This window comes from Arthrobacter sp. B6, from assembly GCF_001663775.1.
GTDB lineage: Bacteria > Actinomycetota > Actinomycetes > Actinomycetales > Micrococcaceae > Arthrobacter.
On sequence record NZ_KV467168.1, the window covers coordinates 1,990,739 to 2,010,285 of the forward strand.

The window sequence follows — 19,547 nt, forward strand, 5'->3', positions numbered from 1 at the left end:
AGTGACTCAGCTCATCACCACCGAACTGGTCGAGCTCGACCAGAACCTGGGCAGCTCGCCCGAGGACGTGATCAGGCACCTGGCAAGCAAAGTTGCTGCCAGCGGACGCGCTACAGAAGTTGAGGGCCTCTTTGCCGATGCCTTCGCCCGCGAACAGAAAACCGCCACCGGCATCCCGGGCGGCATCGCCATCCCGCACTGCCGGTCTGAGGCGGTCACCGTTCCCACCCTTGCCATGGCCCGCCTCAACCCCAAGGTGGACTTCGGCGCCAAGGACGGCCCCGCCGACCTGATTTTCTTCATCGCTGCACCCGGCGGCGCCGACCAGGAACACCTCAAGCTGCTGTCCAAGCTGGCCCGGTCCCTGATCAAAAAGGACTTCACCGCAGCCCTGCGGAACGCCTCCTCCCGCGAGGAAATCGTGGAACTCGTGGATGGCGCGCTGGCGGACAAGCCGGCAGCCCACGCGGCTGCCGTGCCCGCTGAGGCGGCTCCGGCTGCCGGCGCTTCCGCTGTTGCGGGGGCCGGCGCTGCCGGCGCAGGGGCTGCCGGCGGCGGTTCCAAACAAAAGCGGCTCGTGGCCGTGACCGCGTGCCCCACGGGCATCGCCCACACCTATATGGCCGCCGACTCGCTGGTTGCCGCCGCCCAGGAAATGGGGGTGGACCTGCAGGTTGAAACGCAGGGCTCCTCCGGCGCAAAGCCGCTGGACCCCGCGGTCATCGCCGCCGCCGACGCCGTGATCTTCGCGGTGGACGTGGACGTCCGCGGCAAGGAGCGCTTCGCCGGCAAGCCCGTCATCAACGCGCCGGTCAAGCGCGGCATCGACGAGCCCGACAAGATGGTCCAGGAAGCACTCGCCGCGGCTGACAACCCGAACGCACGCCGGGTTCCGCATTTCGGTGCCGAGGAACAGGCTGAGAACGCGGAGATGGAAAAGGGCGAGCACATCGGCCAGAAGCTGAAGCGCGCGCTGCTCACCGGTGTCAGCTACATGATTCCGTTTGTGGCAGGTGGCGGCCTGCTGATCGCCCTGGGCTTCCTGCTGGGTGGCTACGACATTACCGAAGTCGCTGACACGGTGGTGCTGGAGAACAACTTCGGCAACCTTCCCGAAGGCGGCCTCGCGATCTACCTCGGCGCGGTGATGTTCAAGATCGGTGCCCTGTCCATGGGCTTCCTGGTTCCGGCGCTGGCCGGCTACATTGCCTACGCCATCGCTGACCGGCCTGGCATCGCGCCGGGCTTTGTCGCCGGCGCCGTCGCAGGGTTCATGGGTGCCGGCTTCCTCGGCGGCATCGTGGGCGGCCTGCTGGCCGGCTACATGGCGCACTTGATCGGGACCTGGCAGGTACCGCGCTGGTTGCGCGGCCTGATGCCCGTAGTGATCATCCCGTTGCTCGCTTCGATCTTTGCCTCCGGCCTGATGTTCCTTGTCCTGGGCGGTCCCATCGCGGGACTCACCACCGCACTGAACTCCTGGCTCTCGGGTATGACCGGTGCCTCCGCAGTGGTCCTGGGCATCATCCTGGGCCTCATGATGTGCTTCGACCTCGGCGGCCCGGTCAACAAGGTTGCGTACGCGTTCGCCGTTGCCGGACTGAGCGCCGGCAGCGCCACCAACCAGGCCCCGTGGCAGATCATGGCAACCGTGATGGCCGCCGGAATGGTGCCGCCACTGGCCATGGCCCTGGCCACCGTCGTGGACAAGAAGCTCTTTAGCCTGGCTGAGCGAGAGAACGGCAAGGCAGCCTGGCTGTTGGGCGCATCCTTCATTTCCGAAGGCGCCATCCCGTTCGCAGCGGCCGACCCGCTGCGCGTCATCCCCGCCAGCATGGTGGGCGGCGCCCTCACGGGCGCCCTGTGCATGGCCACCGGCGTCACCTCGCAGGCACCCCACGGCGGTATCTTCGTGTTCTTCGCCATCGGCAACCTGCTGATGTTCGTCGTCGCCATCCTGGCTGGAACCGTGGTCAGCGCGCTGGCCGTCATTGCCCTCAAGCGCTGGGCCGCCGCCAAGCCCGCTGCTACCGTGGAGTCCGTTCCCGCAACCGTCTGACCCGGCCCCACTCACTACCAATCAACGGCGCCGAACCCAACAGGGCGCCGAAAGACAAAAGGAGCAAAAATGCCAGAACGCACTGCAACCGTCGCCAGCCGCGTAGGCCTGCACGCCCGGCCCGCCGCCATCTTCGCGGAGGCCGCCGGCGAGTACGACCTCGACATCACCATCGCGCGGGAAGGTGAGCCTGCCGACGAAGCAATGGACGCAGCCAGCATCCTGTCCCTGATGAGCCTGGGTGCCTCCCACGGCGATGTTGTGGTGCTTCGTGCCGAGGGCACAGGCGCGGACGACGCCCTGGCAAACCTCGTGAAGATCCTGGAAACGGATCACGACGCCGAGTAGCGGCCGCCTGGTGCCAGCGGCCGCCGTCGTTCCTGTCCCTCTGTGGGAACGGGAGCGACGGCGGCCGCTGGCTTTTTAAGCTTCCCCGCCCAACTAGGTAGCAGTAAGTGTCGTTATGGACGCTCATAACGACACCTGCTGCTACCTAGTTGGGGTGGTTAGCCGCGTTCGGTGATCTTCTTGACGTCCGCCACGAGCCTGTCCCACATACCCTTGGAGTGCTCAGCGGCTTCTTCGCTGGTGTTCTTGTCCTGCGAGAGCGTCAGCTGCGTCCGCCCGTCCCGGTCCTCCAGAGTCCACGTCAGCGTGTGATAGTTCTCAGGCACGTCGTCCTCGCCGCCAAGTGGGCTGAAATGTGTGTGGACCAGTTTCTGCCCGGGTTCCACTTCGAGGATGTAGCCCTTGTCTTCGTAGGGCTTGCCCTCCCACTCTCCACGCCAGAGGATGGGGCCACCGACGGTCCAGTCCGTGACCAGGTCGGCGCCGAACATAAATTCCTTCACGGCGGCCGGATCGGTGATGACATCCCAGACGCGGCTGGCGGGCGCATCGATGGTAATCGTGGAGGTTGCCACATGGCCGCCGGACACTACTTGGCCTTCTTTGCCGTGAGCAGCAGGTACTCCCATTCCATTTGCCAGGCGGCGTCACCATGGGCGTCACCAAAGGAATCAGCCAGTTCCGTGAGGGCCTTGTCCAAGGCGTTGACCTTGTCCTCGTCCTCGGCGAGGAATTTGTAGACCGAGATGGTGGGACCGTAGTGGGACTTGAAGTACCGCAGGAAGTCCTCCGGCTGGTGGAAGCTGTGGATGGCTACCGTGCGCTTTTGTGCCTGGATGTCAGTGATCCTGTCGCCAAAGAGTTCGCGGATATGGTCTTCATTGCCCCACAGCGGCGGCGGCTGCGCCCCAGGCGGGGGCGGTGGGGCGAACGGCTTCATGGTGGCGAACATCTTTCCGATGAACCCTTCGGGTGTCCAGTGCAGCATGCCGATGGTGCCGCCAGGCTTACATACCCGGAGGATTTCATCTGCGCCGGCCTGGTGGTGGGGCGCAAACATCACGCCCAGGCATGACATCACCACATCAAATTCATCGTCCCCGAAGGGCAGCGCCTCCACGTCCGCTTCCACCCATTCCAGCTCTGCGCCGCGGTCGGCTGCCTGGTGGCGGCCGGCGTCGAACAGTTCGGGAGTGAGGTCGCTGGCAATCACCTTGGCGCCCATCATGGCCGCAGGGATGGCTGCGTTTCCGGCGCCGGCGGCGACGTCCAGGACCCGCTGCTTGGCTTTGACTCCGCACGCCTCAACCAGGATGGCTCCAAGGTCCAGCACCAGTTCGCTGGCAAGCGCGGGATAGTCTCCGGACGCCCACATGGCCCGGTGCTTTTGCTTCAGTAACTGGTCGGCCTCTTTGACGTCCGTCGTGTCATTCATGTCGGCGCCCCTCTCCTGTGACAGGTTTTGAGTCACAGCACGCTGTGGGAACAGTGGAGGCTGCGATGCGACCCATTGTGGACGCAGCGGGCCGGGCTGTAAAGCGTCCGAATCCGCCAGCGGGAACCCAAAGCAAGCAAACTTAGTGTTTCCTTGTTTTTCCACAGGCCCGGACATAGCGTGGAAGCCTGACCTGCATGGACAGGGGAATCGGCGTCCCGGCATCGACCGGCTCCCTCAGCGGGATGGCCGGTCGACGCTCCCGCCACCGCATGAAGGAGGATGAGATGCCAGCGAAGAAGAACCCGAGTTTGAAGGATCCCGAACTGTACGAGGAACTGCGGGAGGACGGTGCGTCCAAGCAGAAGGCTGCCCGTATTTCCAACGCGGCAGCCCAAAAGGGCCGCTCCGCCGTGGGCCGCAAAGGCGGTAAGTCAGGCGACTACGAGGACTGGACTGTCCCGCAGCTCAAAGCGAAGGCCAAAGAAATAGGCCTCACGGGGTACTCAAGCAAGAAGAAGAGCGAGCTCATCTCCGCCCTCCGGAACTCCTAGGCGGCCGCCATCTCCGCACCAGCCTTCCGACGGCCCGCAGCGTCAGGCGCTCCTGCAGAATCAGGCACCCTTGCGCGCCCGAGCGGTGGAGGCCTTCGCCGCAGGCTTGGCAGCAGTCGTCTTGGTGGTGGACTTGGTCGCGGTGGATTTAGCGGCGGTGGATTTCGTTCCGGCCGTCTTTGCCGCAGTGGACTTGGCCGTGCCCGATTTAGCCGCGCCCGATTTAGCGGTACCGGACTTAGCGGTGTCCGCTTTGGCGGCGCTGGACTTCGCCGCGGTGGACTTCCCGGTCGTGGACTTTGCGGCAGCTCCCTTGGTTCCTGTGTCCGCCTCCTCCCCGGACTCTTCGTCCTCGCCTTCCCCGGCGTCGGCGTCCGCGGCGGGTGCCGCAGAGCCGCCCCCGCGCTTCCGGTCCAGGCTGCGCTTGAGGGCCTCCATCAGGTCAATGACTTCACCCTTGCCGCCTTCGCCGGCTTCCACACCGAAGGTCTCGTCGGTATCCAGGGAGTCTCCCTTTTCCAGCTTGGCGTCGATGAGCGTGCGGAGCTGGACCTGGTAGTCGTCGGTGAAGTGGTCCGGATCAAAGTCGGCGGCCATGGACTCCACGAGGGCCGCGGACATTTCCCGTTCCTGCGCGGAGATGCGGACAGGTTCATCCAGTGCCGGGAAGTTGGCCTCACGGACCTCGTCAGGCCACAGGAGGGACTGCAGCACCAGCACGTCATCCTTGATGCGCAATGCCCCCAGCCGGGTCTTCTCGCGCAGGGCAAACTGGACAATGGCCACACGGTCCGTGTCCTCGAGCGCCCGGCGCAACAGGACGTACGCCTTGGGCGACTTCGAGTCCGGTTCCAGATAGTAGCTCTTTTCGAACATCATGGGTTCCAGCTGCTCCGACGGGACAAACTGGACCACCTCGATCTCGTGGCTGTTCTCCGCCGGAATGGCCTTGAGTTCCTCCTTGGACAGGACAACTGTCCGGCCGCCGTCCTCAAAAGCCTTCTCAATGTCCGAGTAGTCGATGATCTTGCTGCACACCTCGCAGCGCCGCTGGTACCTGATCCGTCCGCCGTCGGCGTTGTGGACCTGGTGGAGGCTGATGTCGTGGTCCTCGGTGGCGCTGTAGACCTTCACGGGCACGTTGACCAGGCCAAACGCGATGGCACCTTTCCAGATGGCTCTCATCCCTCAAGTGAACATCACAGCGGGCCGGAGGTGAAGACCTTTGGCCGGCGCTAAGGAGCGTGTCCGCGTGGCGGGGCGGGAACTGACCCTGACCAACCTGGACAAAATCATCTATCCGGAGACCGGCACCACCAAGGCCGATGTCCTGGCTTACTACGCTGCCGTGGCACACGTCCTCATCCCGGCCGCGGCCAGCCGTCCGGCTACCCGCAAGCGGTGGGTCAATGGTGTGGGCACCGCCGAGAAACCCGGCGAGGTGTTTTTCCAAAAGAACCTGGAGGATTCTGCGCCGGGCTGGCTCCCCCGCGCGGCCATCACGCACAAGGACCGCACCATCTACTACCCGCTGGTCAACGATCCCGCCACGCTCACCTGGTTCGGCCAGATCAACTCCTTGGAAATCCACGTGCCCCAGTGGAAGGTTGACTCCCACGGCAACCAACTGAATCCGGACCGCCTGGTCCTGGACCTGGATCCAGGTGAAGGCGCCGGACTGGAGGAATGCGTGGAAGTGGCTTTACTGGCCCGGTCCATCCTGCAGGACGTTGGCCTGGACCCGGTCCCTGTGACCAGTGGCAGCAAAGGCATCCACCTCTATGCAGGCTTGGACGGAACCCAGACCTCGGACCAAATTTCGGACTTCGCCCACGAACTGGCCCGGGCTTTGGAAGCCGACCACCCGGATCTTGCCGTCAGCGATATGAAGAAAACTCTGCGCAAGGGCAAGGTATTGGTGGACTGGAGCCAGAACAGTGCCGCCAAAACCACCATCGTGCCGTACTCCCTACGCGGCAGGCATACCCCCACCGTGGCTGCCCCGAGAACCTGGCGGGAAATCAGTTCCGCCAATCTGCAGCACCTCGACTACAAAGAAGTGATGCGCAGGGTGAAGGCCGGCAAGGAGCCCTTCGCCGCCATCGCCGCGGGCACAGGGCGTCCGGGGAGACCGGGAGATACCCAGCACGACGGCGGCGCCCACCCGCGCCTGGAACGGTACCGTTCGATGCGCGATCCCAACGCGACGCCGGAACCTTTCACAGGCACCGAGGGAACCGGCAACACCTTCGTGATCCAGGAGCACCACGCCAGCAGGCTGCACTTCGATTTCCGGCTGGAGTACGACGGCGTGCTGGTGTCCTGGGCCCTGCCGAAGGGTGTCCCGGAGTCCGGCGACAAGAACCATTTGGCGGTCCAGACCGAAGACCATCCCCTGGACTACGCAACGTTCGAGGGCACTATTCCGAAGGGCCAGTACGGCGCGGGGGAAGTCACCATCTGGGACCACGGAACCTACGAGCTCGAAAAGTGGATCAACGGCCGGGAGGTCATCGCAACACTGACCGGCTCCGAGGGCGGGGGCCTGGGTGGAACCAGGAAGTTTGCGCTGATCCACACCGGCCGGGGGCAGGGCAAAGACAGCGAAGGGCAGTGGCTCATCCATCTGATGGACAAGGACCACCACACATTCCATCCGCGAAAGGCTCCGGCCGGGGACGATGGGTCCAACGAGGAAACCGTGGAGACGGGAGCCGGGGATACCGGGGCCGGGCGCCGGGGAACCGAGGAGGCCACCGCAGCTGCCACTGAAGACCTCAGGCCCATGATGGCCACGGGCGGTACCGCTGCCGACCTTCAGGGCAGCGACTGGCGGTATGAGCTCAAATGGGACGGCGTCCGTGCCGTGATCGTCGCGGACGAAAAGAAGGTCCGCATCTTTAGCCGCAACGGCAATGACGTCACGGCAACCTACCCCGAGCTGACCGACCGGGCCTGTTGGCCGGACCGGCCGTTCGTCGCCGACGGTGAGATCGTCGCCGTCGGGCCCTCCGGCAAACCCGACTTCGGGCTGCTCCAGGGACGCATGAAGCTCACCCGGCCCGCCGACGTCGCAAAAGCCCGTGCCGCCATTCCGGTCCGGCTGCTGCTTTTTGACCTGCTTTCCGACGGCGGGAAGGACCTCCGCCGCCTACCGTTCGACCAGCGGCGGCAGCGGCTCGAGGAATTCCATAGCCCCTCGGCGTGCCCCGTGGAGCTGTCCCCCGTCCTGGACGACCGGATCGACCACATCCTGGAGAGCGCGCAGGAGCTGGGGCTTGAGGGCGTGATGGCCAAGCGGACGGACAGCCGGTATGTCAGCGGGCAGCGGACCAGGACCTGGATCAAGATCAAGCTGGAGCAGACCCAGGAAGTGGTGGTGGGCGGCTGGCGGCCAGGTAAAGGCGGGCGCCAGAGGTCGGTGGGGTCGCTCCTGGTAGGCATCCCCGACGGCAACAAGCTGCGGTACGTGGGCAGGGTAGGCAGCGGCTTCAGCCTGCACGAACTGGACGAACTCAGGCAAAAAGTGGACGGTCTGGCGCGGAAGACGTCACCGTTCGACGACGTGCCCCGCGAGGACGCGTCGGATGCCCGCTGGGTGACACCCCGGCTGGTGGGCGAGGTGACGTTCGGCGAATGGACGGGCAGCGGGAAGCTCAGGCATCCGGTCTGGCGGGGCTGGCGGCTGGACAAGGACGCCGACGAGGTGGTGGCCGAGGCGTAGCCCCTTGGCGACGCGCACATTCCTCCAGGACACAAATAAGACCTGGCGACACCCGAAAATAGGTGTCGCCAGGTCTTCTGCGTGTCCTCAGGTTAGATGCGAGTCACTTGGAGCAGCGCTTCTAGGATGAGTGCGGCATCTGAGGGCGGCCGGTCCGGTGCACGGCCGTTACGGCTGCCTCCTGGCCCATCCGTCCGTGGGCTGAACCCCGTTCCTTGGGGTGCCGCCGCTTGCCGTTGCCATCCGGCCAGCGCTGCTCCCCTGCCATGGCAGTGGTCACGGCAATGGTGGCCGGCCCAGGCATGGCCGGAGTGTCCATGGCAGCCACGAGGTGGTCCGCGATCTCCGGTTGAATCCTTGACCCAGTTTGATTTTCAGCCATTTTTCTTCCTTTCCGCAATGAAATGAAGTGTTTACCAACGTAGGCTTGGCGGGCCCTTCCGAGCGCTGCAGTTACCAGCGGACCTTCTTCTCGGCCGGCCCCTGCTTGCCACTGGTATGCGTGGGCTTGTGGTTCTTGCCCACGCTCTGCAACCCGGAATCGCCGCCCCGGGACTTGCTGGCGAGCATGGCCCGCTGCGCTTCGGTGAGCCCGGCCCTGATGCCCTTGGCCTCCGGTTTTTCGGCAGGGGTTTCGGGCTCGCTGGGAGAGTTTTGTTCGGTCATGAAGTGGAACCTTTCTGAGGAGGATCAGCGTGTCTGACGAGATCAGCGTGGACGGGGGCCGGCAGAACGGCCGCAGGCGTCCGCCTACTCAAAGATTAGTGTTCCCATGGCACAACAATAGGCAGCTTGCGCGTCACTTGTGAACCCCCGAACTGGGTCCGGGAACCGCATCACGCAGCCCTCCGGAGCGTGGCGGCCGTCACCTTTAGCGCTGAACAGGTCCCAGAAGCCGGCCAATTGCGGTTAAGAAGGAAAAGATTTCGTGACGGCGGCACCGCCGGGCCGGAACCCCAGTGATGGCGCGGCCACAGCGGCGAAAAAGAAACCCATTGATAAGGGCGAACAACGCCCTGAAACGGACGATCCTACGCCATTGAAGTCTCGATTGCTACGGAATTCGCGTAAAATTGAAGGCCTGCCCGGAGCGGGGCAGCTACAAGTCGCAAGCAAATGACCTCCACAGGAGTCGCCCAAATGCCCACAGACCGAAGCGTGACCGACTCTTCAGCAGGCGTATACAGCGCCAGCGGAACCAACAATGCAGTGCCACCAACCGCACGACCAGGTGTGCGGAAACCAAAGATCCTCCCGCGTCGCCGGCTCAAAGAGTCCGACGTGAATGTTGTGAACCAGCCCATGCTGAAAAAGGCCCTCGGCGGAACCATCGTGGGTAACACCATGGAGTGGTTCGATGTCGGCGTATTCGGCTACCTGATCACCACCATGGGACCGGTCTTCCTTCCCGAGGCCGACAAATCCGTCCAGACGCTGTTCCTGCTGGGAACGTTCGCTGCCACCTTCATCGCCCGTCCACTCGGCGGCGTGGTGTTCGGCTGGCTCGGCGACAAGGTGGGACGGCAAAAGGTACTCGCAGCAACCCTGATGCTCATGGCGGCGAGCACGTTCGCCGTCGGACTGCTGCCCGGGTACGCGCAGATCGGCATTTGGGCCGCCGCGCTTCTGGTGCTCCTGAAGCTCGTTCAGGGCTTCTCCACCGGCGGTGAATACGCCGGCGCCACCACGTTCGTGAGCGAATACGCCCCGGATAAGCGCCGTGGATTCTTTGCCAGCTTCCTGGACATGGGAAGCTACCTTGGCTTCGCCCTGGGCGCGGCGCTGGTTTCTGTCCTGCAGCTGACCCTTGGCCAGACAGCCATGGAGGAATGGGGCTGGCGAATTCCGTTCCTGATTGCCGGTCCGTTGGGCCTCATCGCCATCTACTTCCGGAACAAGATCGAGGAGTCCCCTCAGTTCCAGGCCACCCTCGATGCCCAGGAATCCCTCGGGCAGGACGCGGCCGCAGCTGACGTCGACGCCGCCAAGGGTCCGGTGGGAATCGTGAAGGCCTACTGGCGCTCGCTTATCGTGGCCATGATCCTCGTCGCCGCTGCCAACACCGCCGGCTACGCCCTGACGTCCTACATGCCGACGTACCTCACTGAGTCCAAGGGCTACGATCCCGTCCACGGTACGCTGCTGACCATCCCCGTGCTGGTCATCATGAGCCTGTGCATTCCCCTGACCGGGAAGCTGTCTGACCGGATCGGGCGCCGTCCCGTGCTGTGGATCGGGGCCGTCAGCACCGTGGTGCTGTCAACCCCCGCGTTCCTGCTGATCGGGATCGGCGAGGTCTGGTCCACCCTGGCGGGCCTATCGCTGATCGCCTTCCCGGTGACGTTCTACGTGGCAAATCTCGCCTCGGCGTTGCCCGCGCAGTTTCCGACGGCCAGCAGGTACGGCGCAATGGGTATTGCCTACAACTTTGCCGTGGCCATCTTCGGCGGCACCACGCCGTTCATCGTTGCGGCGCTGATCACTGCGACCGGCGATGACATGATGCCCGCCTATTACCTTATGGCGACCTCAGCCATCGGCGCCGTCGCGATCTACTTCCTCAAGGAATCAGCCCGGCGTCCACTGCCCGGTTCCATGCCCAGCGTGGACACGCAGGCGGAAGCCCGGGAACTGGTGGCCACGCAGGACGAGAACCCGTTGATCGACCTGGACGACATGCCGTTCGAAACCCAGGACGCCACCGACGCCCCTACCGCCTCCGCCGCCAAGGTTCCGGCGGGGGTCTAGGCGACAAACCGAAACACCAAACCGGCCTTACCGGGCCGTCCTGCAGCCCGCGCTCAAAGGCCCGTTCCGTGCGCTTTCCTTGCGGAAGCACGCAGGGCGGGCCTTAGCCGCGCGCCGGGAGATAATTGGCCGAAGGTCCCGCCTCCGGGACAGCAACCCATGATTGGTGGTGTGAACGCATGGAGTCCGTCGTGCGGCAGGTCCGCGCCCTCCACCGGCTGGAACCTGCGGACAACGACCACCTGGCAGCGCTCCGCGTGGCCCTGGGTGTTGCCATCCCGTCCCTCCTTCTCCTTGCCCTGGGCCGCGCAGACTTGATCATCTACGCCGTTTTCGGCGCCTTGACGGGAATGTACGGCCGGTCTGAACCGCACCAGCTGCGGCTCCGGCACCAGTCCCAGGCCGCGCTGGTGCTCCTCGGCGGGGTGGCGGTGGGCGTGTTCCTGTCCGTCAACCACCTCCATTCCTGGTGGCTGGTGGCCGTGGAGGCAGCGCTGGCCGGGGCCGCCTCCGTGTTTTCGGACCGTGTGAAGCTCAAGCCCAACGGCCCGTTCTTCGGCATCCTGGCACTGGGTGCCTGCGCCTCGGTACCCATGGGCACGCCCTGGTATGTCGCCCTGCTGATCGCTGCAGGTGCAGCTGCGTTTTCCATGGCGGTAGGTTTCGGCGGCTGGGTCCGCGGCCGGGCGTGGCAGCCGGGAGCCGGACGCGATGTGCTGGCGCTCCGCGGTGTCGCCGCGCGGGCGGCGGCAGTTCATGCGGCCAGGTATGCGTTGGCAGTGGGTTTGGCTGGCTCCATCGGGGTGATCAGCGGCAGCGGACATCCGCATTGGGCCATGGCGGCTGCAGCCGTCCCGCTGGCCGGGGCTGATCTCCCAAGCCGGGTCCGGCGGGGGATCCACCGCATTGTGGGGACATTCCTCGGGCTGGCGGTCACCGCCGTCGTCATTGTTCAGGCGCCGTGGTCACTCGCGCCGCTGTTCGCAACCCACCAGGTAGCGGTCCTGGCCATTCTGGTGATCGTTTTCCAGTTCACCACGGAGCTGTTCATGGCGCGGCACTACGGCCTGGCCATGGTCTCCTTCACCCCCGTCGTCCTTCTGATAACGCAACTGGCGGCACCGATCGACCCCGGTGTGCTCATCCTGGAACGCGGAGTGGAAACGTTCGTGGGGGCGATCGTGGGAATTCTGGTTGTGGTGACCGTGCGGTCACGGTCCCGGCCGGTACCCCTATTTCGCTTTCCGCGCAGGCCCGGTCACTAGCCTGTCCGGCAGCACCCGAGCGGCAACTGCCAGCGCCTTGTAGCGCTTCGACGGGATGGACACGGCCTTGCCGCGGAGGTTGTCCGCCAGGCCTTCACGAACCACGCGCTCGGCGGTCAGCCAGGTCCAGGACGGGGCAACGGATTTGTCCATCCCCATCCGGTCGTGGAACTCTGTGTGCGTGAAGCCGGGGCAAACGGCGGTGACCTTCACGCCCCTGGGTCCGTAGGCCAGGTTGGCCCAGCGGCTGAAGCTCAGCAGCCACGCCTTCGCGGCCGAGTAAGTGCCGCGCGGCAAGAAAGCAGCCACGCTGGCCACGTTGATGATCCGGCCGGAGCCCCGTGCCAGCATGCCCTGCAGGGCGGCGTGGGTCAGCTCCATGGCGGTTTCACCGTGCAGTTTCAGGTGGCGCTTCTCCTCGGAGATGTGGTTCTGCTCGAAGTTGTGCAGAAGCCCGATCCCGGCGTTGTTGACCAGGACGCCCACCGGGTTTTCCGCGGCGGTGAGGCGTGCGACGACGGCGGCCACACCGCCGTCGTCCGTCAGGTCCGCGGGCAGCACCTCAGCCCTGGTCCCGTACCGCCGTTCCAGGTCCGCCGCCGCTTCTTCGAGCCGGGCCCGGTTCCGGGCCACCAGCACGACGTTGTGGCCCTGGGCTGCCAGCTGGCGGGCGAACTCGGCACCCAGGCCGGCGCTGGCACCGGTGATAAGGGCAGTGGTTTTGGCGTCCTGTCGCGTCATGCCCCCAGCCTAGTTGCGCGAACGTACACTTGCGGCCCTTCCAGCAGCGCGAACGTACACTTGGGGCCCTCGCCCAAGGGCCCCAAGTGTACGTTCGCGCATTACCAGCGGCGGGTCAGCGGGCGGTGGCGGAGCGGGCCAGTGGATTCGCAAGCCGGCCGGCCATCTGCAGCCCGCCGGACGGGTCCGCGAGGTCGAGCATCTGCTGGTTGTTCCGAAGCTGCAGCCGGTTCAGGCAGGACAGTTCAAAGTCTTCGGCGAACAGGTCGTGGCGGGCGAACTGGTCCGCCAGCTCCGGGTGCTCCGCCTGGTAGTCCCTGATGACGCGGGCGGCCGTGCCCCAGAACTCCTCCTGGCTGAGCTTCCCGTCCTCCACCAGCAATGCACCGAGGAAGCGGAAGATGCAGTCGAAGACGTCAGTGAAGATGGCAAGGACCTTTTCGCCGTCGGGAATGTCCGCGCGGATCCGTGAGACTTCCTCCGGGAGGTCCAGCCGGTCCCCCATCACCACGATCTCCTCCGCGATATCCTTCATGATTGCCCGGACGGGCACCCCGTTGTCCAGCACCAGGATGACGTTCTCGCCGTGGGGCATAAACGCCAGTTCGTACTTGTAGAGGCAGTGGACCAGCGGGACAAGGTACGCCTCGAAGTAGCGGCGCAGCCATTCGGCGGGGTCCAGCCCGGACCGCCCGATGAGGGCGGACACCATCGGCCGGCCAGCCGAATCGACGTGCAGCAGCGATGCCATTGTTGCCAGCTGCTGGCCGTCCTCGAGCAGGGGGAGCGGACTTTCCCTCCACAGCGCAGACAGCATCTTCCGGTACGGCGACCCCTTAGCGGAGGCTGCTTCGTAGTAGCTGTTGTGGTAGCCGATGGCGGCGATCTCACTGATCATGGCCAGGCCGCGCTTCTGCAAGGCGTCGTCTGAACGGATCAGGTCCTGCAGCCAGTCGTTGATGGCCGGAGTCGCCTTCATGTACTGCGGTGACAGACCCCGCATGAAGCCCATGTTCAGGACGGACATCGCCGTCTTGACGTAGCTCCTGGCGGGGGCGCTGGTGTTGAAGAACGTCCGGATGGACTGTTGGGCCTGGTAGCTGTCAATCCCCGCCCCCAGGTGGATGATGTGCTGTTGGGCGATCTCGGCCGCGAACGTGACGGTGAGCTTGTTCTCCCACTGCCACGGATGCACGGGCATCAGAAGGTACTGGGCGGGGTCAACGCCCTGGACCCGGAATTCGGCATCGAACGATTCCAGGACACCCGCACCCAGTTCCGCCTCCAAGTGGGCGCTGTAATCCAGCCTTGCGCTGGACGTGAAGACTGCCTGGCTGCGGTGGACCCCGATCCATTCCAGGCGGACGGAGGCCCCTGTCTCCGGGGCGAACGCCCGGTAGTCGCTGATGCCGAACCCCAGCCGGCCGTTATTGGCCACAAAGCAGGGATGCCCCTCGGTCATGCTGCGCTCGATGGCCTGAAAGTCGGCTGCGGGGTCAGTTCCGCGGGTGACGCCGGCGGCAAGTTCCTGGGCCGACGGCTGCCCCAGCCACTGCTTGTAGGAGTGGCCGGCCAGGGTGCTGCTGATCTCCTCGAGGTAGACCGGGAGCATCTCCTCGCGGATCCCCAGGGTGTCCTTGAACTCGGTGATGAAGCGCAGCGCATCGGGGGCGGCATCCTCGCCGTCCCGCGTGCAACGGATGGACGCGGCGTCAACCGACCAGTGCTCCAGCTCCAGGACACGGGCGGTGAACGAGTACGCGGTTGAACCGTCGTCGCTCCGGACCACGTACACCGCGGGCCCGTCCGCGCCTGCGCTGTCCGCGCCGGAACCCAGGCGCTGCGGCGACAGAATGCGTTCGTGCAGGAATTCGGCGAGCGCCTTGCGGACCAAGTGGCGGTTGGCCACAGCCCAGCGTTCCGGAGCAAGGTGCGGGACGGTGTTCGCTGTGTTGGCAGCGTTTGCTGGGCGGGTCCCTGGCGCGGCGGCTGCGCCAGTTCCGGCCGGGTCAATGGCGGCGTCAGTTCCGGCCGGGTCAATAGCGGCGCCAGTTCCGGCCGGGTCAATGGCGGCGGCCGGCTCGCGCAGGGCGGCCGGGTCCAGTTCGATGGTGGTCACAGTGTGGCTCCCTGATGGATCGAAGTAGCAGGCTCTTGGGGGTTGCGGAGCGCCGCGCGGGCGTTGAGGTAGTCCTGGCGTGTGCAGAAGCTGAGCAGCGCTTCCTTGTCCGGCAGCGTTACTGCGCCCGCCGGCTGGAAACCGAGCCGCTCGTTGAGCATATGGATCTTGGTGTTCCGGGCATCGGGTTCCACTACCACGCGTTCCACGCCCGGCTTCTGGAACAGCCGGTCCAGCACGGCGTCCATGACCGTGGCCGTGTAGCCCGGCTTGGGATCTCCCGACGGCGGCGCGACCAGCAGGTGCATGCCGATGTCGCCCTCCTGCACCGGATAGACGGCTGCGAGGGGTGAGGCGGACGGACGGTACTCCTCCATCAGGAAGGCCGGGGCGCCGCGGTAGTCGAGCCCCAGCAGCGCATGGTGATGCCCGCTGGACTGGATCTTCGAGTACTCCTCCACAACCCCGTCGATTGTGGAGGACAGCATCCCCCAAAACGACGCGTAGGGCTGGGTTACCCAGCTGTGGAGGAGGGGTGCATCAGCGAGCGCGTCAACGCAGCGGAACGTAAAGCTCACGCGGACACCCCGGCTCTCCCGGCCGGAAGCGCTCCGGCCGCAGCCGGAACACCCGTCGGCGCGCCGAACTGCTGGAACGCGATGCTGCGCTCCACCGGATACACCTCGCGGCCGGTGATCTCACGGAGGATGCACGAATTGCGGTAGGCGGCCATGCCCAGGTCCGGTGTGACAAAGCCGTGCGTGTGCAGCTCCGCGTTCTGGACAAAGATCTCGCCGGGTTCGACGCCGGTGCTGTAGTTTCGTGCCACGGCGAACCGGCCTGCCGGGTCCCTCGCAATCCGGTCCTGGATCCCGGCCAGGAAGCCAGGCTCCCGGTAGGTGTAGCCGGTGGCCAGGACCACGGCCTCGCTGTCCAGGACGTAATCGCTACCCTGTTCCTCGTGCCGGAGCTGCAGGGTGTGGGAGCCGGCGGCAGGATCCCACACGGCACCGTTCAGCGATGAATGCGTCAGGAGCTGGGTGTCCACCAGGCCGGAGAGGCTCTTGGTGTACAGGAGGTCATAGATGGCATCGATCAGCTCTGAGTTGATGCCCTTGTACAGGTTCTTCTGGCTCTTGACGAGGCCGTCGCGCTGGTCCTGCGGGAGCCCGTGGAAGTAGTCCACGTATTCCGGTGAAGTCATCTCCAGTGTGAGCTTGGTGTACTCCAGCGGGAAGAATCGCCCGGACCGGGTAACCCAATTCAGCTGGTAGCCGTGGATGTCGATCTCCTGGAGCAGCTCGTAGTAGATCTCCGCGGCGCTCTGTCCACTGCCCACGATAGTGATGCTGCGCCTGGCCTGCAGTTCACTCTTCCTCGACACGTAGTCCGCATTGTGCAGGACGAGTCCCCCGCCTTCATTGGCCGCCGCTTCGACTATTCCGTCACAGGACGCCGGCACATGCGGCGAGGTGCCCGTGCCCAGCACCAGACGCCGCGCCAGCAGCACCTCCGGACCCCCCGGACCTTCCACCGAAAGCCGGTACACACCGCCGTCGTACGTTATATCCAGCACAGCCGTGCTAAAACGGACGGACCGCAGCTGCCCGGCCACCCACTGGCAATACTGGTTGTACTCCGCGCGCAGCGGATAGAAGTTTTCGCGGATATAGAAGCGGTACAGCCGCCCGGTCTGCTTGAGGAAGTTCAGGAACGAATACGGCGACGTGGGATCGGCCAGCGTCACCAGGTCCGCCATAAACGGCACCTGGAGATGGGCCGGTTCCAGCATCATCCCCGGGTGCCAGTCGAACGAGTCCCGCTGTTCCAGGAAGACGCCGTCCAGCCCGTCAACCGGCTCGCTCAGGGCGGCGAGACCAAGGTTGAAGGGCCCGACGCCGATGCCCGCGAAATCGAAAATGTGCGGTTCAGTGGAGGTGCTCATGCGGAAACTCCCGTCGCGCCGGCGTTGGCCAGCAGCTGCGCTCCGGTGCGGCGGAGCAGTTCGATGATTTCGCTGATGTCCTCCAGGGTCGCCTCGGCGTTGAGGAGGGTGAACTTCAGATAGTGCCTTCCGGCTACCTTGGTACCCGCTACTACAGCCTGCCCTGAGGCGAAGATTGCGGCGCGGATGGCCGGGTTAACGATGTCGGATGCATCCTCCGACAACCTTCCGTCACTGTCCGCAGCGCTGGGTGAAGCCCCTGCCACGCGCGGGCGGTACCGGAAAACCAGCGTGCTGAGCTGCGGGGCGGCGGCGAGTTCAAAGTCGTCGTCCGCCGCCAGCACGGATCCCACGCGGGTGGCCAGGTCGATGGCTTCGTCGAACAGCGCACCGATGGCGTCCGCGCCCATGATGCGAAGGGTCAGCCACAGCTTGAGGGCGTCAAAGCGGCGCGTGGTCTGGATGCTTTTGTCCACCTGGTTGGGGATGGCTGCCAGGGCGGCGCTTTCCGGGTTCAGGTAGTCGGCGTAGTACGTGACGTGCTGCAGCATGGCGCCGTCCCGGACCAGCAGGGCGCTGGAGCTGACGGGCTGGAAGAACGTTTTGTGGAAGTCCACGGTGACGGAATCCGCCAGCCGCGTCCCGTCCAGCAGGTGGCGGTAGCGGCCCGAGACCATCAGCCCGCCACCGTAGGCGGCATCAACGTGGAACCAGGCGCCGTAGGCGCGGGCAAGGGCCGCGAGCTCCGCGAGCGGATCCACGGCACCAAAGTCGGTGGTTCCGGCGGTGGCCACAACCGCCATCGGCACCAGCCCGGCGTCGTGCGCTTCCGCCATGGCTTCGGCGAGGGCTGCGGGGTCCATCTTGTGGTCTGCGGCGCACGGGACAGAGATGACGGCATCGAATCCCAGCCCCAGCATCGAAGCGGACTTCCGGATGCTGAAGTGGCTGTCAGCAGACGTGAAAACCCGCAGCTTTTCCACCAAGGCCGGCAGCCGGAGGCCGGCGTTGGCCGGCTCCTGCCGCAGGCCGGCGACGGCGTGGTTCCGGGCGATCAGCAGGGCCTGCAGGTTGGACTGGCTGCCGCCGGAGGTGAACACGCCATCGGCTGCCGCCCCCAGCTGCCGCCGCTCGGCAGTCCAGTCGATGAGCCGGCGCTCGATCATGGTGGCGCCGGCGCTTTGGTCCCACGTATCCATCGATGAGTTCACCGCGGACAGGATTGCCTCCCCCACCAACGCCGGGATCACCACCGGGCAGTTCAGGTGGGCGGCGTACTTGGCATCGTGGAAGTAGATGGCGTCCCGGAGGTAGACGGATTCCAGCTCCTCAAGGGCGGCGGCGGTGTCCGGGAGCGGACGGTCCAGGTCCACTGCGCCGATGCGTTCCTTCATTTCGGCGGGCCCGACGCCGGTGAACGGCTGGGAGGTGCGGTCCAGTTTGGTGGCAACGGCGTTGACGCCCTGCAGCACCTGGGCCACATAGCGCGTGGAGTTCCGGGTGTTGAACAGATGGTTGGTGGCAGCGAGGGCAAGCTCCACTCGGGAGCCGAAATCCTGTCCGGGCAGTGCGTGGCTCACCTGGTTCTCATCCACGTACATCTCATCAACACGGGGCAGCAGCGGCACGATGGTCATTCCTTCAGTCGACGGCGGGGGGTCTTTAGCAAGGTAAGCCTTACTTAGGCTTACCTTTCCGTCAAACTTTTGTGACCTATTTATCGGAACCCGCGGAAACAGGGGGGCTTTCGGGTCAGGAGCGCGTCATTGACTGGCCAACCCCGGGAAACCGAGGCAAAATGCCCCCGCACAGAGGCCTGGCTCGAGCTGACGGTCAACGGAAGGCGCGGACTCCCGGCGCGGAGTGCCAGGGCGAACTGCCGGAGCGAGCGCGAAAGGGCCGGGGCGAGCGCGAAAGGGCCGGGGCGCAAGGCCCGGATCGCGGCAGCCGCGAATAGAAAAGCGTCGAACTGAAAGGCAGCCCTCAGAGGTGGACGCGAAGGGCCTTAACTGCACGTTCGCGCGTGGAACGCTTGGCTGAGGCGGCCCGCGACGGACGCACCGGATGGGCAGGGTCCGTGGGCTGGTTGGGATGCTCCACAACGGCCGCCTTGGCCGCGTCCCGCCGGGCAGCCTCGCTGTCGGCGGCGGAGTGGATGGGGCATACCGGCAGGTAGACCGGCTCGAGGAGGGTCAGGCGGAAGTCATCGGCTTCCTCCAGCGCCGCGGCCGCCGCAAGACCCATCGCGTGATGGATGTCCGCATCCTGCCCCGATTTGTGCGAGCCGGGGCTGGCCACGTGCCGAAGGTGCGACAGGACGCCGGCGTCGAGGTGGATGGCACGCCGCAGGTCCAACGCAATGTCAGGGGCGGAGGCCAGGCGCTGCGCCCGGAGGAGCAGGTGCAGGAGCGCCGGAAAATTGCTCTGCGTCAGGCAGCCGGCAACATCCACGCTGATGTTTCCGGGGTCCACATCAACGTGGACAACAATTCGAAGCTTGTGATGGGAAAGTTTGTGGCTCATTGCGATCTCCGCATAGGTGCCCGCGGGCCGGCTGCATGGCCCACCACCGACTTTATAAAAATGTCGCGCAAGCCACAATACTGCGC

At 65.4% G+C, this 19,547-nt stretch carries 17 protein-coding genes; 6 read left to right on the forward strand and 11 right to left on the reverse strand.

From position 1 onward, the window contains the following. The first annotated feature begins 1 nt into the window (after position 1). Positions 2-2,059 (forward strand): PTS fructose transporter subunit IIABC, encoded by a 2,058-nt coding sequence (locus AU175_RS08725; RefSeq protein ID WP_066287551.1) that lies wholly within the window; start codon positions 2-4, stop codon positions 2,057-2,059. Positions 2,060-2,128: 69 nt separating this feature from the next. Beyond that, a complete protein-coding gene (locus tag AU175_RS08730) occupies positions 2,129-2,407 on the forward strand; it encodes an HPr family phosphocarrier protein (RefSeq protein ID WP_066287554.1) in 279 nt (92 codons plus the stop codon). Between the two features lie 158 nt (positions 2,408-2,565). Here the strand turns inward: AU175_RS08730 and AU175_RS08735 are convergent, their stop codons facing one another. After that, positions 2,566-2,997, reverse strand: a complete 432-nt coding sequence (locus tag AU175_RS08735) for an SRPBCC family protein (RefSeq protein ID WP_082979067.1) — start codon at positions 2,995-2,997, stop codon at positions 2,566-2,568. Further along, positions 2,997-3,842 carry a class I SAM-dependent methyltransferase gene (locus tag AU175_RS08740; RefSeq protein ID WP_066287559.1) on the reverse strand — a complete coding sequence of 282 codons (846 nt, stop codon included), beginning with the start codon at positions 3,840-3,842 and terminating at the stop codon, positions 2,997-2,999. Before AU175_RS08740 ends, AU175_RS08735 begins: the two co-directional genes overlap by 1 nt. A gap of 287 nt (positions 3,843-4,129) precedes the next feature. On the opposite strand from AU175_RS08740, the gene AU175_RS08745 reads away from it, so the two are divergent. After that, on the forward strand, positions 4,130-4,396 hold the full coding sequence (locus tag AU175_RS08745) for a DUF7218 family protein (protein ID WP_066290821.1): 267 nt from the start codon (positions 4,130-4,132) through the stop codon (positions 4,394-4,396). 60 nt (positions 4,397-4,456) lie between these two features. Here AU175_RS08745 and ku read toward each other — a convergent pair whose 3' ends face one another. Then, on the reverse strand, positions 4,457-5,581 hold the full coding sequence (ku, locus tag AU175_RS08750) for a non-homologous end joining protein Ku (protein WP_066287563.1): 1,125 nt from the start codon (positions 5,579-5,581) through the stop codon (positions 4,457-4,459). A gap of 40 nt (positions 5,582-5,621) precedes the next feature. On the opposite strand from ku, the gene AU175_RS08755 reads away from it, so the two are divergent. Continuing rightward, positions 5,622-8,120 (forward strand): ATP-dependent DNA ligase, encoded by a 2,499-nt coding sequence (locus AU175_RS08755; protein ID WP_066287565.1) that lies wholly within the window; start codon positions 5,622-5,624, stop codon positions 8,118-8,120. 121 nt (positions 8,121-8,241) lie between these two features. Here AU175_RS08755 and AU175_RS08760 read toward each other — a convergent pair whose 3' ends face one another. After that, positions 8,242-8,502 (reverse strand): hypothetical protein, encoded by a 261-nt coding sequence (locus AU175_RS08760; RefSeq protein WP_066287568.1) that lies wholly within the window; start codon positions 8,500-8,502, stop codon positions 8,242-8,244. Between the two features lie 71 nt (positions 8,503-8,573). Then, positions 8,574-8,786, reverse strand: coding sequence for a hypothetical protein (locus AU175_RS08765; RefSeq protein WP_066287569.1), 213 nt, complete (start codon positions 8,784-8,786; stop codon positions 8,574-8,576). A gap of 474 nt (positions 8,787-9,260) precedes the next feature. Between AU175_RS08765 and AU175_RS08770 the strand changes: the two genes are divergently transcribed. Together AU175_RS08770 and AU175_RS08775 are read left to right on the forward strand one after the other, a co-directional pair. Beyond that, positions 9,261-10,868 carry an MFS transporter gene (locus AU175_RS08770; protein ID WP_066287574.1) on the forward strand — a complete coding sequence of 536 codons (1,608 nt, stop codon included), beginning with the start codon at positions 9,261-9,263 and terminating at the stop codon, positions 10,866-10,868. A 179-nt stretch (positions 10,869-11,047) separates the two neighbouring features. Beyond that, a complete protein-coding gene (locus AU175_RS08775) occupies positions 11,048-12,133 on the forward strand; it encodes an FUSC family protein (RefSeq protein WP_066287576.1) in 1,086 nt (361 codons plus the stop codon). On the opposite strand, the gene AU175_RS08780 is transcribed toward AU175_RS08775, so the two are convergent. From AU175_RS08780 to AU175_RS08805, 6 genes are all read right to left on the reverse strand, one after another. Beyond that, on the reverse strand, positions 12,101-12,874 hold the full coding sequence (locus tag AU175_RS08780) for an SDR family NAD(P)-dependent oxidoreductase (protein WP_066287578.1): 774 nt from the start codon (positions 12,872-12,874) through the stop codon (positions 12,101-12,103). The two genes, AU175_RS08775 and AU175_RS08780, sit on opposite strands and share 33 nt — an antisense overlap. A gap of 115 nt (positions 12,875-12,989) precedes the next feature. Then, positions 12,990-14,888 (reverse strand): IucA/IucC family protein, encoded by a 1,899-nt coding sequence (locus tag AU175_RS08785; protein WP_066290823.1) that lies wholly within the window; start codon positions 14,886-14,888, stop codon positions 12,990-12,992. A gap of 101 nt (positions 14,889-14,989) precedes the next feature. Continuing rightward, positions 14,990-15,571 (reverse strand): GNAT family N-acetyltransferase, encoded by a 582-nt coding sequence (locus AU175_RS08790; RefSeq protein WP_066287581.1) that lies wholly within the window; start codon positions 15,569-15,571, stop codon positions 14,990-14,992. Continuing rightward, positions 15,568-16,938 (reverse strand): lysine N(6)-hydroxylase/L-ornithine N(5)-oxygenase family protein, encoded by a 1,371-nt coding sequence (locus tag AU175_RS08795; protein WP_066287583.1) that lies wholly within the window; start codon positions 16,936-16,938, stop codon positions 15,568-15,570. Before AU175_RS08795 ends, AU175_RS08790 begins: the two co-directional genes overlap by 4 nt. After that, on the reverse strand, positions 16,935-18,539 hold the full coding sequence (locus tag AU175_RS08800; protein ID WP_066290825.1) for a pyridoxal phosphate-dependent decarboxylase family protein: 1,605 nt from the start codon (positions 18,537-18,539) through the stop codon (positions 16,935-16,937). Before AU175_RS08800 ends, AU175_RS08795 begins: the two co-directional genes overlap by 4 nt. A gap of 382 nt (positions 18,540-18,921) precedes the next feature. After that, positions 18,922-19,461: a hypothetical protein gene (locus AU175_RS08805; RefSeq protein WP_066287588.1), complete on the reverse strand. Its 540-nt coding sequence runs from the start codon at positions 19,459-19,461 to the stop codon at positions 18,922-18,924. Positions 19,462-19,547 lie beyond the last annotated feature (86 nt).